Raw genomic sequence first — 15561 nt, 5'->3', positions numbered from 1 at the left:
TTAATGAAAAGGTGTGTATTTGAAACCGATATTGGCCCAGGTTGAATAATATTTGTGGTCATTTGGACGTCCATCGCCATAATCCAGGATGATCTGCGCATTGTTTATATTGCTGATGCCCATAAAGATTGAAAAGCTTTTGCTTATTTTTTGTGATGCAGAAAAATCGAGCTGTGCCCTGCCTTTTTCCATCAGATCGTTTTCCTGTGTTTCGGCCAGTTCGCTGATAAAAGTGGCATAAAAATTCAATGATATTCGTCCGGAGAACCCATATTTTTCATAAGAAAGGGAAGCATTTCCCACCTTTGGCCGCATAGAAGGCAGCCGTACCGTTCTAACGCTGGTAATACCAGGTATTTTAAATTTTGATTGTATCTGCGTAAAGTTTCCGTATATACCAAATCCATTTAAAAAGCCGGGTAAAAAGGTAAGCTGCTGCTGCCAGGCTATTTCATAACCATATACGTGCGCATTTGCACCGTTTACGGTTTGGGTAACCTGATATTTGTCAAATTGACCGCCAGCTTGTGTATAGATGCTTTCATAAATATAATTATTGATGTTCTTGTAAAAAACGCCTCCTGAGATAAGCCCCAACGATTTAAGGTAGTGCTCGAAAAGAAAATCAACGTTGGTAGATGTTGCCTGATCAAGATCAGGGTTTCCGATTTTCATGCGTTTTCTGCGGGTTTCGATTTCTTGCCAAGGTACCAGGTCGTAGTAGCCAGGTCGCGATAGGGAACGCGTTACGGCGGCTCTGAAATTGGTCTGCTGATCTAATGCATATTTAAGGTTCAGGCTAGGGAAAAAACCTGAAAAATTTGATTTAACGGCGACTTTATTGGTGCTCACATAAGCTCCTTTGTCATTAAATGAAACGATATTACCGTTGTATTCAAATCCTGTACGTTCATACCTTAGGCCGGTAATAATGTCGAGTTTGTCCAATGTAAGCTTGCCCATTACATAGCCTGCGCCAAGGGTTTCTTTTCCATTGTAAGAATCCGGATCGGTATTCTGGCGGATGTAGGTTTCATTGTCAACAAATAGCGCCCTGTTGTTCTGGTAATATTGTTCCATTAAATAACCATCTGAGATGGCTCCTGATAAGTTGTAGTTGCCATCGAAATACTTTTCTCTTGAAAAATTTCCCAGGAAATTGGAAAGCGAAAGGGTACCGGTTTTTAAGGTGTATTGATAATAGCTCCGGGTATGGTCGTCTTCCTTGTATTTGTATCGGCCACCGAACTTCAGCACAAATTTATTTTTTTCACTCAGTTCGAATGTCCTTTGGATATTGAGTGAACCCTGACCATCTTTATCATGAGCGATCTGGTGGCGGTTGGTGTAATAATTGGTGGTATATTTCGAGGGATCGTTTGGATCAACGCTGCCGAAATCGAACTGAGGTGCCCTTGGGTTGGAAATATCCAGTCCGGCCGAAAGTCCGTTGTAGGAAAAATAACCGTCAAAGTAAAGTGGCTGATCATATAACCCACTCGAAAAGGTCAGGTCTGCATCTGCTTTCCAGTTGTTGAAATCTGTTTTGTAACCCAAAGAGAAACTCGTCAGGTTACGGTTGTAGTTTCTTGGTGTTCCGCTTGAGCCGATGCTTACATCCGTTACATGCGCTTGGTCTGTATAATCTCCTATGCTATAGCTTTTTGTACCCCTGGTCTGCAGCTCATAATATTTGTTGAACGATCCCCTTAGGTAAATCTGGCTTTTTTGGGTAGGGAAGTAGTCAATCTCAACCTGTAAGCCCAGGTTTTCTCTTCTGATATCAGTACCTTCCAGCTCTAGGTTGGATAACATGGTTTTCGCTACGCCGTTAATTTCGTAGGTGTCATAATCTTTCTGCACACGGTCCTCACCACGGAAGCTCTTACTATAATTGATGCCAAAAAGATAGGCCCATTTATCTGCCCTTTTCCCGAAGGTAACCGAACCATCAATGTTCTGTTTGTCCAAGAGGAAGTTATGACCAAAAGATCCCTTTAGGTTCAGCTGCTTTTCGCCTTTTTTAGGGGTTTTGGAGATGATATTGACCGAGCCTGAGGTTCCATCGGCGTCCATATCGGGCGTTAAGGTTTTGTTTACCTCTATAGCCTCGACTGTTGATGATAGGATGCCGTTAAGGTCAACGTCTCTTGAGCTTGTGGAGGTAGACGGTAATCTGTTCCCGTTCAGCGTTATCGATCCCATCGATTGATCGAGTCCCCTGATGATAATATTGCGTGGAAGGCCATAACTGTAGTCCATAGCAATTCCCGGTACACGCTGCATGGCCTCACCTACGGTCGCATCAGGAAAACGTTCTATCTGTTCTTCAGACAATACGTATTTTATATTGTCTGCATTGCGCATATTGCTCAAGGCAACAGCTTCACCACGGCGGATACCACTGATGGTAATACCTTTCATGTCGTTGCTCTCTGCAGAAAGAAACAGATCTATTTTTGATGTTTTTCCTTCTTCAACAGCAATGGTATAAGCCATTGCGCTATAACCAATATAGTTTACAGCTAAAGTAACCTCACCGGGCTTTATGTTATCTATAATAAAGTAGCCGTTCACATCTGTTATTACTTTCTGCCCCGAGCTTTTTAAGGTAACAGTGGCATAAGGCAACGTTTTTTTGTTTTCTTTATCCCGGACATAACCTACAATGGAGCCTGGTTTAACAATGGCTTTTTTCTGCATTTTGTGCTTTAGGATAACCGTCATGCCGTCTTCAACCATCATTAGGTTATAGTGTTCCAGAACAGGAAAAAGGATTGTCCGTGCGGTTTTTTCGCTCTGTTTTACCGAGATCTTCTCGCCACTGAGTTCATTGTTGGTATAAACAAAGCTTACTCCGGTTTTTTGTTCTATCTGTTTGAGTAGATCTGCAAAAGCGATGTTATTTGCGGCTAAGCTGATCTTTCTGTCCAAGCCCACCTGTCCGCTTACTGAGGCGGCCTGTATAAGTTGGAGGAAAAAAATAGATAGTATAACGTATATTAAGCTTGTTCGCATAATTAATTTCATAAGGCGGTCAGCCCCACTAAATTTTTTCATAAATTTGGGTGTGTTTAAATTTTCAGATTTATTCATTATTTTCTCAAAGCGCAGGTTAGTAGCCAGCGCGTATGAGCATAAGAGCCGTTTCCCTCGTCCGGAAGCGGTTTTTTTATTCCTTACATATTGTGCCTCCTTCTACATAAATAGTTCCATTGATCTGGTTTGATGTTATGTTCATAGCGGTATGCAGTGTCTTTAAAATCGTAGGTAGCGGTTTGTTCTCAAATCTGGCCGTTAGCTTACAGGAGCCTTTAAAGAGGCGATTGGTAGAGAATTTGACATTGAACCGCCTTGATAGTTCTTCAAATACTTCTTTAATTGGGCTTTGTTCAAAAACAATAAGTCCTTTTTGCCAGCCATTGATGTCGTTGATAGCTGTTTTTGATCTGGTAAATGCCTTATTGGTTTTGTGATAGATCAACCTGTCTGATGCCAATAGGAATATGGGATCGGGCGGCCTTAGTGCATTTTTAGTATTCACACCTACTTTTCCCGAGCTGACAGCTATAGCAACATCCGACTCATTTGGATAGGCCCTTACATTAAAGCCTGTTCCATAAACGGTGGTTTTGATGCTATCGCTTTCTACAACAAACGGATGCTCCTTATCATGTTTGACCTCAAAATAAGCCTCACCTGAAAGTTTGATGTTTCGCAAAGGCTGGTTCTTAAAATGATCGGGATAGGACAGGGTGCTACCTGCATTTAGCCAGACATTAGAGCCGTCCGGCAGATTGATGGCAATAACCTTGCCTGCATCTGCGGAGATTGTTTTCCAGGTAATCTGTTCCCGTCGATCAGCTTTGCTGAATGGAAGAAAGTTTAAGCCAATAATTACTGTTGCCATAACCACGCTTGCAGCGATCCCATAGGCCCATAATTTTTTGATTATTGTTTTTGGGCTTTGTGTTGGTATGACTGGCGCTATCTGCTCGCGGAGCTGTTGCGGAACCGTTTGCGCAATTTCCGGTTCCAAATGCCCGCTTAATAACCATAGTGCTTTTACCTCTTCGAATTTCTGTGCATTAGTTAGGTCTTCTGCCAGCCAGCTATCCAATGATTTTTTTGATTCTACCGTTTCATTGGCATTTAATCTCTTGACCATGTCTGCCCATATCTGATCTTCCATATCTGTTTGTCTTCATGGGTAAAGACAATAATCAGCAGCGAAATTACGGGCTCCATTTGTTAAACTTCAGTTAACTTTTCGTAAATTAAATGTTTACATTCGGTATGAATGTAGCTCATGCTTTTGGATAAATGGTCTTCTACGGTCCTGGTTGATATTTCAAGCAACTCTGCTATTTCCGCATAGCTGAAGCCTTCTATCCGGTGCATCCTGAATACCAGTTGCCTTCTTGGCGGAAGGGTAGATATGACCTTTTGGAGGAAATCCATTTTGTCTGAATATACCTGGGGTACGGAAAATGTGGCTGAGTCTGATAGGCTGATAAGCTCTTCGGTTTCGAAATAACTGATGGGTGATCTTTTCTGAACGGTGAGAAGATTTAAACAGGCATTTTTAACGGAGCGGAAAAGGTAACTTTTAATGTTGTTGATGCTACGTGGATTAGCCCAGATCTGAAGAAATAAATCGTTCACAATGCTCTGCGAGGAATTTTCATCCTGAAGATAATATATCGCATATCTGCACAATATTGTATTCCATCTTTTGTACAGTAATTCAAAGGCTGAAATACTAAGCATTGCCGGCAGGGCTTCCCCAGGATCTGTAGTGGAATTCAAAAGAAATTTTATTTGCAAAATTTGCAAAAATGTATTAACCGCACATTAATTGAATATTATGTTTAAAAACTCGCTTTCTAAACCGACTGGTATTCGATATATGCGGGCAGGGATTGAGAAATGATCAAAGCGTTTTTAATATAATTTAGGTACTCTCCGGGAGAGGCCCACAGACTAAAATCTCACACACCCTCATGTAGTTGGTTTTTTGCAGGAGCTTTCAGCCGCAATAGGAGGAATTTTAAGAGTTCTTTTTGGTAGGCTTTTTCAGCTTTGATCTGGCAAGACGTTGTTCTAAAAGAAGAAGCCTGTTTTCCCACTTGAACAAAGTTTCGTTTTGATACAAGGCAAGGCCATTGGTATCAAGAAGTCCAAGCGAGCTGGCCAGCTCACGGGTGAGATCTGCCTTTTCTTTATTCCGCTTTAACCAACCATGCTGATCGGACTTAATTCTCTTCCGATATGCAGTGATAGCCCTTTTTATAATTTTGATTTCCTTGTTAGGCTCCTTTATCTTTCGGTACAAAACCATCAGCCGATGCTGGGCATCTAAATGCAATGGCTCCGATTTTACCACATTTTCGTATAATTTGATTGTGTCAACATAATTTTTATCTCTTTTAAATGCAGCTGCAACGTCATACTGAGCCCTAATATTAGTTGTTCTGCTTTTCGACATAAAAGAAAATAATTAAGCAAAACAGTTTAAATCAATAAGCCACAAATGGTCAATCTGGTTTAAAGGTTGCATCATTTCATAAGATAGACGGATAACTTACAAATTGCATGAAAGGCCGGTTTAAGATACTGCTTAAGGAAAAAACGCTACTTCTATCTCATATTTTTATTTTCCTGCCACCTTAGGTACAGTTCCGGTAGGGATAGCTTTGCCGGGGTAGAAGTTTTTTTTACGATCAGATCAGGATAGGCAGCGATTATTTTTTCTGGCAGTTGATATGATCCAAAGACAACCAATCCAGGTCAATAGTGCCGTAGATATACCAAGCTCTGGATCAGCTAATGTAAAAGAAGAAAATATCGCAATAATAGAGATGGCAGTAGCTAAAATAAATGGTAATATCTTTTTCATAATAGGGGATATATTGTAATAATAAGTCAGTTGATCTTAGACAAAAATTAATCCAATGATGTCAGAAACATTAGTAGTGACACAATTATTTCTTTAAGCTGACACTTTGACTAAAAAAGTCAGTTTTATTTAGTTTTCAAGAATGATCTTGAGAGCAGGTATGGACTGTGCAATGGATTTATACTTTTATTTTAAGATTTGTATTCTGATTGTATATTTCACAATAGCGCCCCCTTCATTTCATCTTGATCTGGAGCTTATCTAATATAATGCAGCGCTAATTGTTCCATCCTTTTCAACAGCACACATTGAAACGGCACTATTTTGCTGCAGGGCTTTTTAACAATTTGTCAATTGATCCCGTTTCAGCAAATAAAAGAAAGCTATTAAATGTTTTTGGCCTTTACCTCTTGCAGCGCATTTTTGATTACGGTTTTGATCTTTGGAAGAAGGCCGCTGTCGCTGCGTTTTTCTGAAAGTAGGGTGCTGATAAGACGAGTGATTTCCTGGATCGAAAATGGTTTTTCCAATATTGCATCGCAACCATAATCAGACAGTGAAAATAGTATTTTAGTATAGGCAGAAATAATGACGATTGGGATGTACTCAAAGCCATCGATAGCGCGGATGGCACTACAAAGCTCTCCTCCGTTCCATTCAGGCAGCATATAGTCCAAAATAATCAGATCCGGACGGTAATGCTCAATTTGTTTAACTGCTTTCTCCGGATCGTGGCAGCCCTGGCATTGATAACCGTACAACTTAAGCATTTCTTGCAGCGTTTCCAGTAACACCAGGTCATCCTCTACAATAAATATTTTTTTTGTTTCCATAGTATTCTCCTTGTTAACATTATATGTTTTTGAAAATCCTTCAATCATTGTATGGATATGTGCTGATACCCTCCAAAAAGTTCGTCATTTTTTTGCCTATTGCAATGGCTTAATTTCCAGGTCGTCGAGTTGCGCGATCCGGAAAATTTCTTTCGAAATAATCGCTACGTTTTCCTTAAGTTGCTCCAGGTTGCAGGATATTGTTCCTAATGGTACCGGAAGACCAGCAATTTCCTGGATAAGTTCCATCTGGATCATACAGGCACCTAAAGATTCCTTTTTTCCTTTAAGCATGTTAAAGGTTTCAAGTGCAGCGTCCCGGTCTGTACCAAGCGTAAATTTTCCATAGGTAATTTTAGTGTCCTTTAAATGAAGCACCACTATTATTGCTAATGTAGATTCCATTCTGTTTAGGTTTTATTTCGATGATCAGTATACTTCTGGATTAAAAAAAATGCCGCTTGGTGCGGCATTTTCAAATTTATCAGCGAATCTCGATCTGTCTTGAAACTGCCTTTGCTTCCTCTTTTTTTGGAAGTGTGAGTTTAAGTACCCCGTCGATATAATTTGCCTGGATACGGTCCACATCGGCACTTTCAGGAAGTGTGAATGCCCTGGTGAAAGCCGAGTAGTTGAATTCACGTCTGTTGTAGGTTTTTTCCGATGTATTGTTTTCGCTGTACTGCCCGGTAGAAATAGTAAGCATATCACGCTCAACTGAAACTTTGAAATCTTCTTTTTTCAGGCCGGGAGCGGCAAGCTCAATATGATATTCTTCACCAGACTCTAAAATGTTTACAGCAGGAAGGCTGTTGATTCGGCGGTCTGAAAAAAATGTGTCGCCCAGTACGGATTCGAAAATGTCATTAAAGCCTGGCAATAATGTGCTGTTTTTCTTTTCTGGATTGAATTTAACCAATGTCATAGTGTGTTCTCCTTTTAAAAAAAAATGGACTATTAATCAATTAATTTTCTCTAAAACCTTTTAAACGGTTTTGAAATATCAACTTCAAGTGCTGTGCCAATGGTGATTTTAAGAATATTCTAATACTTTTTAGAAACCCTGGCTGAAAAATTTTCATAAATTCTGAACTTTTTTCAGCTATGAACTGTAAAATTTTCAGTTTACTGGTCGGGTGCTAAGTAGCTGTTAATTTTATATTCCAGAACTTTAGCGCAGCAACGATTAAACCTTTTTGATAATTTGATTGTTAATAAAGAGAAAATTTACGGAACAGACTATCAATATTTTGACATCGGTACGCTGCGGTTGAAGGTCTCGAAGATAATGAAGTTCATCGGGGGCAGCAATGTCATTAAGTTAAGGGATAAATCGCAAATGCGTGTCACCCTAAGCGTAGTCGAAGGGCATTTATTGGCGATTTTCAATCTTAGGAACTCTTCGGTTACGCGCTCCATAGGAGTCTTTGGACAGACTGATGAACCTCGGTGCCTAACTTAATGAAATTGGCCATATCGGTGGAGCGATAAAGAAGACGATGTATCTGGGGATCCGGCTGGAAACGCGGCTGGAAATCCAGAAGATTAAAAAGGCGTTTATTTGCCTTTTCGACCTTATTTTTTCAAATGAAGATTTTCTGTTTGTTCATCAGTTATTTTGTGGGTTTATGTTTGAAGGATTTCAATCCCATATTGACTAGACACATTCCCGGAGGCTGATAATTTCCCGGGGTTTCGCTGATGGGTAAATACTGAAAACGTGAAATGAATGCACTTAAAGAACGATTGATATGCTAACAGTTTACCAGCTTCCTGGCCGTCCTTATCCGCTTGGATCTACCTGGGATGGCAAAGGAACTAACTTTGCGCTTTTTGCTGCGCATGCACAAAAAGTAGAACTCTGCTTGTACGATGAACAAGGTACAGAAGTTGGGCGGGTTGAAATTGCCGAACGTGATCACCATGTTTTTCACTGCTATATTCCCGACATTGGCCCTGGGCAGTTATATGGCTATCGGGTGCATGGCGCTTATGAACCCGTTAACGGCCATAGGTTTAACCCCAATAAATTACTGATTGATCCTTATGCAAAAGCAATATCTGGTGATGTGATATGGCATTCTGCAGTTTTTGGCTATGATCTGGAAGGAGAAAAAGACGATCTTAGTTTCTCGGAAACCGATAGCGCGCCCTACATGCCCAAGTCGGTAGTTGTTGATATGACCTATGATTGGGGTGATGATAAACCCTTGCAGATTCCCTATAACCAAAGTGTTATTTACGAACTTCATGTAAAGGGTTTTTCTAAGTTAAACCCTCTAATTCCCAAGTCTCAACGTGGTACTTATGCAGGGTTGGCACATCCGGCAAGCATCCAATACCTCAAATCGCTTGGCATTACTGCTGTTGAGCTGATGCCGGTACACCAATTTGTTTCAGACGGCCATCTTATTGAGCGGGGACTGAATAATTATTGGGGGTATAATACCATAGGTTTTTTCGCGCCCGAATCCAGGTATTCTTCTTCCGGTACCAGTGGAAATCAGGTCAGCGAGTTTAGGGATATGGTAAAAGCCCTGCATGCTGCCGGAATAGAGGTGATCTTAGATGTAGTTTACAATCATACCGCCGAGGGAAACGAGAAAGGCCCAACGCTCTCTTTTAAGGGGATAGATAATTTTACCTATTACAGGCTGGAGGAAAACAACAAACGATATTATACAGATTATACCGGAACAGGGAATACCTTAAACTCAAGGATGCCCACCGTACTCAGGTTTATCATGGATAGCCTGAGGTTTTGGATACAGGAAATGCATGTAGATGGATTTAGATTCGATCTGGCTTCAACTTTGGCAAGGGGGCTGCACGATGTTGACCGGTTGGGTGCATTTTTTGATATCATCCACCAGGACCCGATTATTTCTAAGGTAAAGCTGATTGCTGAACCCTGGGATTTGGGAGAAGGCGGCTACCAGGTAGGCAAATTTCCTCCTGGCTGGGCAGAATGGAATGGCAAATACCGCGATCTGATGCGCCGTTTCTGGAAAGGTGACCGGGGAACACTCGGGCAGTTTGCAAAAAGGTTTTTAGGCAGCCCTGATATTTACATGCAGGATTATAGGAGGCCAACAGCGAGCGTCAATTTCATTACTGCACATGATGGGTTTACCCTTCAGGATCTGGTAAGCTATAATGAGCGGCATAATATGGCAAATGGTGATAATAATACCGATGGCGAGGCCGAGAACCATTCGTGGAACTGCGGTGTGGAAGGACAAACGGATGATAACAACATAAACGCGCTCCGTGCAAGGCAAAAACGTAATTTTTTGGCCACGCTGCTGCTTTCGCAAGGTATTCCGATGATCACCTCGGGAGATGAATTAGGAAAAACTCAAAAAGGTAACAACAATGCCTATTGCCAGGACAATGAAATTTCATGGATCGATTGGGAGAATAAAGATGAGGGGCTTTTAAAGTTCACCCAAAACCTGATTAAACTCCGCCTAAAACATCCAAGTCTGCGTAGAAAGGAATGGATAGTGGGCGATAGGATAGATTCAGACGGTCTTTTGGATATTGCCTGGTTTTCACCGAGCGGTAAAATTATGGAAACAGCCGATTGGCAAGCGGATAGCTCTGGGAGTATCGGGATTTTTCTTCATGGGGAGGGGATACAAGGCAAAGCAGAAAATGGAGATGATATCCTTGATGTGCATTTTTTTCTCATCTTCAATGCCCATCATGAAGGTGTAACCTTTAAGCTGCCTGAAGAGAAATATGCGCCAAAATGGTCTGTTGAGATTTCTACTGATGAAGGTATAAATCCGAAAGCGCAATTTGAGGCAGAAAGCAGTATTGAGGTGGGAGGAAGAACATTGATGGTACTTAGGGCAGGATAAGCTGCCTTAAGGTCATAAAAGGCCCTTGAGACCATTCTTAGTCGCCAAAAACTATCGCTAAATGCGGTGTTTTAAACAGGGTAATTGTTGGCTTGTGAGGGTAATTTCCACAGATGGAAAAGGTGTGAATAAATAAAAAAGCCTTTCGTTTCTGAAAGGCTAAATTGATTAATCTAAATCGTCCCGTTGATTTAATTTAATGGCGTAAATTTAACTTGACGAGCGCCTGATCTAAAATGGTTTTATACTGGAAATGAGAAAGATAAATACCTGTTTTTTATCTGTTAGTTTGGTATTTTCACTCCAGTTCTATGATATTTGAGCTTAAGGTAACCGCATCAAGAAAGGATTTTTGGCGCATCATACCCTGGAATTGATATAGGCTTTAATTTTGGAAACTATGATGAACAGATAAAGGTTTAAACCTATGGCCGGGAATACGACTATTCGTCAAAAAACAAAAATAGGTTTGTTTTTTTTGCTTTTCCGGTAGGCCAGGCCTTGTAACTATGTCATATTAAAAAAACTTTAAAGACGTGATGGTTGTTTTTGGATTATGAAAGACCTTGCTAAAAGATTTTTATCAAATCCGATATTATTGCCCAAAGATATCACACCCAGTAATAATTCCCTTCAGGTTATTTGCCTGTTAAATCCAGGCGTTTTCCGTTTTAAAGGGAAGACATGGCTATTGGTGAGGGTAGCAGAAAATAAGGCGCAGAAAGAGGGCTTTGTGTTTTTTCCCGTTATGAACGAACTGGGCAAGCTGGAAATTATCGAAGTTGCCATTAACGATCCTGATTTGATTTCTACAGATCCCAGGGTTATGAATTACCGGGGACTGGATTATCTTACCACTGTCTCCCATCTCAGATTGCTCAGTAGTGATGATGGTATCCATTTTTCAGAAAGCGACGCGTTTCCCGGACTTTTTGGAATGGGTGAGCTGGAGCGTTTTGGGATAGAAGACTGCAGGGTTACTGAAATTGAAGGGGTGTATTATCTAACCTATACCGCTGTATCTGCTTCTGGCGTGGGAGTGGGGCTTCGCACCACCAGGGATTGGGAAAACTTTTCCCTGCCAACAATGATGCTGCCTCCACACAATAAGGACTGTGCACTGTTCGAGAGAAAAATTGACGGAAAATTTTTTGCCCTTCACCGTCCAAGTTCGAAAGAAATTGGAGGTAACTTTATCTGGCTATGCGATTCGGTTGATGCTAACCGGTGGGGAAACCATAAATGCATTATTAAGACCAGGGAAGGCATGTGGGACAGTGCCCGGGTAGGCGCCGGGGCTTCACCCATATGGACTGAAAAAGGATGGCTGGCGATCTATCACGGGGCAGATGAGACCCACCGTTACTGCCTGGGTGCCTTTCTGCTCGATCACCTTAACCCTTCAATTGTTTTGGGAAGATCGATTGATCCGATTATGGTTCCAAGCGAGCCGTATGAGCTAAGCGGGTTTTTCGGAGAGGTAGTATTTACCAACGGACATGTAGTTGAAGGAGATAAGCTCACTATTTATTATGGAGCGGCAGACGAATTTGTCTGCGGCGCTGAATTTTCTATCGCAGAGATTTTGGCAGTAACCGTTTCAGTTCAATGATTGTTGGAACATAATTAATCTCCATCAACTTTACCATGCAGGCGTGTGCAAGATTTATCAAGGGGTCTTTAAAAATCAGCATATAATTTACGGCAAAATTTATAATGGTGTTAAAGCCAGTTTATGCATACTGGTTTACCCGGGCAACGAAATGGTCGATATTAAAGGGTTTTGCTATAAATTCTGCGCCACAGCCCGAACCCATAATTTCATTCTTGGTCGTGTTGGCAGACATCATGATGATATTAATGACTGAGGTACGCTCATCCATGCGCAATTGCCTGCAGATATCGAGTCCGTTACCGTCGGGCAACATGATATCGAGTATCACTATATCAGGCAATCTCTTTAAGATCATCTGGTTGAACGCTGCAACGGTAGGGCAGCCATTTACTTCATAGCCTTCTTCGGACAGGATATAACTGACCACTTCACTGATATCCGCGTCGTCCTCCAGGACATAAACTAATTTTTTGCTCATTTGTGTTTGTCTTTGTTAGATTAGATGTTAATGTGTGTGTTGCATACAGGGACCGCAAATTTAAATGCAGCACCCTTACCGGGTTCGCTTTCCACCCATATCCGCCCTCCATGGCGTTCAATAATCTCCTTGGTAATGTAAAGACCCAACCCAAGTCCGGATATATTCCGGTCCTTTTCTCTTACCCTGTAAAACTGGCTGAATATATGGGCCTGTTCGGCGGCAGGAATCCCTGCGCCATAATCTATTACGGAAATAATTATTTCATGGTCGTGGTTTACAGCCGTTATATTAATATCCCTAGAGTGTGGCGCATACTTTACTGCATTGCCAATCAGGTTTGTGATTACCTGTTCCATCCGCATTTTATCCCCCTGTAATAAAAGGTCTCCCTGGCGGAAATAAATATAATTGTGTCCGGGAACGGTCTGCTCAAATGTTTCGCAGATATCACCAATCAGTGCACCAAGGTCCAACTGTTCAAAATTAAACTGTAATTTGCCAGCCTGGACTTTAGAAATGTCAAACAGGTCGTTGATCAGGATATTGAGTTTGTCTACCTGCTTGATCGCCTTGTCTAAAAAAACTTTGTTCAGCCCGTCTGAAGCTGTTTTTTTAAGCACCTGAAGAAAGCCGCTCATAGAGGTAAGTGGTGTTTTGAGTTCGTGGGAAGCCAAAGCTATAAATTCATCTTTTTTAAGACTAAGGGTTTTAACCTCTTCAAAAAGTTTAGAATTATCGAGTGCTATGGCTGCCTGAGAAGCAACCCCAACCACTAGGTCTTCATGATCCTGCAGAAATACGCCAGGCTCTGGATGACCAAAGAAAAGCCCGCCGATTACTGTTCCTGTGGAGGAAATAACTGGAACGGCCAGATAACTAACCACAGGCAGATGTCCATCGGGCATTCCAAAATGGGGAGCCATTTTGCCATAACGTGCATCTTCTCTGATGTTGTCTACACGCACTACCCCCTCACCGCTAAAGGTGGTGTGGAATACTGCTGTATTACGGGGCATTCCAAATTTTTCAAATGCCTCACGGGGAGCGCCCGAGAGTGTATAGAGCATGTAGGATTCACCCTCGGCATTGGTTTTATTGTAAAAGAAAGCGCCAAATGCTGCTCCGGTAAGTTCTGTTGTCGCATCAGTCACTTTCTGTAAAATGACATTAACATCCAGTTGTTCACTGATGCTCTTACCTATCGAATTCAGGATCATGAGCTTTTGTGAGTTGCTTTTTAAGGCGTTTTCTGCTTCTCTCTGGGCAGTGATATCCCTGGCTACTTTTGAAGCGCCAATGATTACCCCATCACTGTTCTTGATCGGGGAAACTGTTAAGGAAACCTGGATTTCCCTGTTTTCTTTGCTTATCCTGATGGTTTGAAAGTGATCTATTTTTACACCTCTTTTGATACTGCCTATGATGCGTTCTTCCTCGTCAAGACGGTCTGGCGGGATCAATAGAGAGATGTGGCGGCCAACGGCTTCGTTTTCGCTATAACCGAAAATATTTTCAGCCCCTTTATTCCAGGTAGTGATTATGCCGGCGAGCGTTTTGCTTACTATGGCATCATCGGAACTCTCCACTATGGCAGCCAATGCGGCCTGCTTCTCATCGGCGAGTTTTTGGGCTGTAATGTTACGCGCAATCTTGCTTACCCCAATGATGCGGCCCTTCTTGTTCCTTATGGGCGATACCGTGAGCGATATGGGTATTTCAGCCCCGTCTTTGGCTAAACGTACTGTCTTGTAATGTTCGATTCTTTGGCCAGCCCTTACCTTATTGATAATGTAATCTTCTTCATGTATCCGGTCTTGAGGGATGAGGATGGTAATGTGCTTCCCGATTACCTCAGATGCAGCATAACCAAAAATTTCCTGCGCTCCCTTGTTCCAGCTGGTAATAAAACCATCTGGCGTTTTAGAAACAATTGCATCTTCGGATCCTTCAATAATGGCTGCCAGTGTAGCTTGCTGTTCTTCAGCGGTATGCTCACCTGAAATGTCACGGATCATTTGAGAAATGCCTATCAATTTTTGCTCCGCATCAGTAATCGGAGAGATGGTAATGGAAACATGCAGGTCTTTTCCGGTTACCGATCGGCGTACGGTACGGAAACCCTGAACCTTCGCACCGCTCCGCACAGTATCCACTAAATGCTCATACTCTTCAAAAACGGCTTTTTCCATTATTCCGGAAACTGTTTTTCCGATCTGCTCCCTGGTAAAACCAAACAGTCGCGCTGCCGCCGGGTTTATAGCTGTAATTTTAAAATCAATGTCATGGCAGATTACTGCGTCTTCCAAGCTTTCAAAAATCGACTTAAAGGTAAACAGTTGATTTAGGGAAGTTAAGTCCATACTGGGCGGCAATTATTTAATTAAGAAGGTACATTCACATTATACCCGATCTATGTCAACAACCCTGAGCGATAATAGTTTTAAGAATATAAAAATGCATCTCTTTATGGAATGTATATTTTAGCTTATTCGTTAAATCCATCGACTTTGAGCTGGTATTATGCAAAAATAAAAATTTCTTTAATTTGAACTAAATGTGATTTTTGAATAATTATAAGAGTCAGTATTAAAAATTGCCTTTGCCTTCAGGGGATAGTGTTCGTTTGTACATTGAGATTAGATTTTTTTAACCGTAGATTTTTAATATGGTTCTCTAAGCCATGGGCAATAAGTCCGCTAACATCGCATATTTGGAAAGGAAATTGCAACAAATTAAGAATGTCGCATGATCTGGTTATACAGGAGACATTATTCAGCACAATGTGTAAGTATTTCAAAAATGTAAACAAAAATAGTTGAAAAGTATATGAAAACTCTACTATCCTGATAGCTGTGTCAAGGCGCTGA

11 protein-coding genes are annotated in these 15561 nt (G+C 41.4%); 2 read left to right on the top strand and 9 right to left on the bottom strand.

The window, feature by feature from the left end; genetic code table 11:
• From ACTJKN_RS04055 to ACTJKN_RS04025, 7 genes are all read right to left on the bottom strand, one after another.
• Positions 1-3060, bottom strand: a complete 3060-nt coding sequence (locus ACTJKN_RS04055) for a TonB-dependent receptor (protein ID WP_440822876.1) — start codon at positions 3058-3060, stop codon at positions 1-3.
• A 112-nt stretch (positions 3061-3172) separates the two neighbouring features.
• A complete protein-coding gene (locus tag ACTJKN_RS04050; RefSeq protein ID WP_440822874.1) occupies positions 3173-4192 on the bottom strand; it encodes a FecR family protein in 1020 nt (339 codons plus the stop codon).
• Positions 4193-4251: 59 nt separating this feature from the next.
• Positions 4252-4809: a sigma-70 family RNA polymerase sigma factor gene (locus tag ACTJKN_RS04045; protein ID WP_440822872.1), complete on the bottom strand. Its 558-nt coding sequence runs from the start codon at positions 4807-4809 to the stop codon at positions 4252-4254.
• Positions 4810-5050: 241 nt separating this feature from the next.
• Positions 5051-5488 (bottom strand): hypothetical protein, encoded by a 438-nt coding sequence (locus tag ACTJKN_RS04040; RefSeq protein ID WP_440822870.1) that lies wholly within the window; start codon positions 5486-5488, stop codon positions 5051-5053.
• 797 nt (positions 5489-6285) lie between these two features.
• On the bottom strand, positions 6286-6732 hold the full coding sequence (locus tag ACTJKN_RS04035) for a response regulator (RefSeq protein WP_440822869.1): 447 nt from the start codon (positions 6730-6732) through the stop codon (positions 6286-6288).
• 96 nt (positions 6733-6828) lie between these two features.
• Positions 6829-7137, bottom strand: coding sequence for a hypothetical protein (locus tag ACTJKN_RS04030; RefSeq protein WP_440822867.1), 309 nt, complete (start codon positions 7135-7137; stop codon positions 6829-6831).
• A gap of 79 nt (positions 7138-7216) precedes the next feature.
• The gene (locus tag ACTJKN_RS04025) at positions 7217-7657 is read right to left on the bottom strand and encodes an Hsp20/alpha crystallin family protein (RefSeq protein ID WP_440822866.1); all 441 of its coding nucleotides are present in this window, start codon (positions 7655-7657) and stop codon (positions 7217-7219) included.
• 826 nt (positions 7658-8483) lie between these two features.
• On the opposite strand from ACTJKN_RS04025, the gene glgX reads away from it, so the two are divergent.
• On the top strand, positions 8484-10598 hold the full coding sequence (gene glgX / locus ACTJKN_RS04020) for a glycogen debranching protein GlgX (RefSeq protein ID WP_440822864.1): 2115 nt from the start codon (positions 8484-8486) through the stop codon (positions 10596-10598).
• Between the two features lie 598 nt (positions 10599-11196).
• The gene (locus ACTJKN_RS04015; protein WP_440822863.1) at positions 11197-12210 is read left to right on the top strand and encodes a glycoside hydrolase family 130 protein; all 1014 of its coding nucleotides are present in this window, start codon (positions 11197-11199) and stop codon (positions 12208-12210) included.
• Between the two features lie 121 nt (positions 12211-12331).
• Here ACTJKN_RS04015 and ACTJKN_RS04010 read toward each other — a convergent pair whose 3' ends face one another.
• Both ACTJKN_RS04010 and ACTJKN_RS04005 read right to left on the bottom strand, forming a co-directional pair.
• On the bottom strand, positions 12332-12691 hold the full coding sequence (locus ACTJKN_RS04010; RefSeq protein ID WP_440822862.1) for a response regulator transcription factor: 360 nt from the start codon (positions 12689-12691) through the stop codon (positions 12332-12334).
• A gap of 20 nt (positions 12692-12711) precedes the next feature.
• On the bottom strand, positions 12712-15054 hold the full coding sequence (locus ACTJKN_RS04005; RefSeq protein WP_440822860.1) for a PAS domain S-box protein: 2343 nt from the start codon (positions 15052-15054) through the stop codon (positions 12712-12714).
• Between the last annotated feature and the right edge of the window lie 507 nt (positions 15055-15561).

Source organism: Pedobacter sp. 22163 (assembly GCF_052045595.1).
Classification (GTDB): domain Bacteria; phylum Bacteroidota; class Bacteroidia; order Sphingobacteriales; family Sphingobacteriaceae; genus Pedobacter.
The sequence above is the reverse complement of the archived record's forward strand: the minus strand, read 5'-3'. Positions and strand labels throughout refer to the sequence as shown.

Bases quoted from the DNA above. Each gene is read 5' to 3' on its own strand.
- ACTJKN_RS04055 (WP_440822876.1), bottom strand. From the start codon at position 3,060: ATGAAAAAATTTAGTGGGGCTGACCGCCTTATGAAATTAATTATGCGA.
- ACTJKN_RS04050 (WP_440822874.1), bottom strand. From the start codon at position 4,192: ATGGAAGATCAGATATGGGCAGACATGGTCAAGAGATTAAATGCCAAT.
- ACTJKN_RS04040 (WP_440822870.1), bottom strand. From the start codon at position 5,488: ATGTCGAAAAGCAGAACAACTAATATTAGGGCTCAGTATGACGTTGCA.
- ACTJKN_RS04035 (WP_440822869.1), bottom strand. From the start codon at position 6,732: ATGGAAACAAAAAAAATATTTATTGTAGAGGATGACCTGGTGTTACTG.
- ACTJKN_RS04030 (WP_440822867.1), bottom strand. From the start codon at position 7,137: ATGGAATCTACATTAGCAATAATAGTGGTGCTTCATTTAAAGGACACT.
- ACTJKN_RS04025 (WP_440822866.1), bottom strand. From the start codon at position 7,657: ATGACATTGGTTAAATTCAATCCAGAAAAGAAAAACAGCACATTATTG.
- glgX (WP_440822864.1), top strand. From the start codon at position 8,484: ATGCTAACAGTTTACCAGCTTCCTGGCCGTCCTTATCCGCTTGGATCT.
- ACTJKN_RS04010 (WP_440822862.1), bottom strand. From the start codon at position 12,691: ATGAGCAAAAAATTAGTTTATGTCCTGGAGGACGACGCGGATATCAGT.
- ACTJKN_RS04005 (WP_440822860.1), bottom strand. From the start codon at position 15,054: ATGGACTTAACTTCCCTAAATCAACTGTTTACCTTTAAGTCGATTTTT.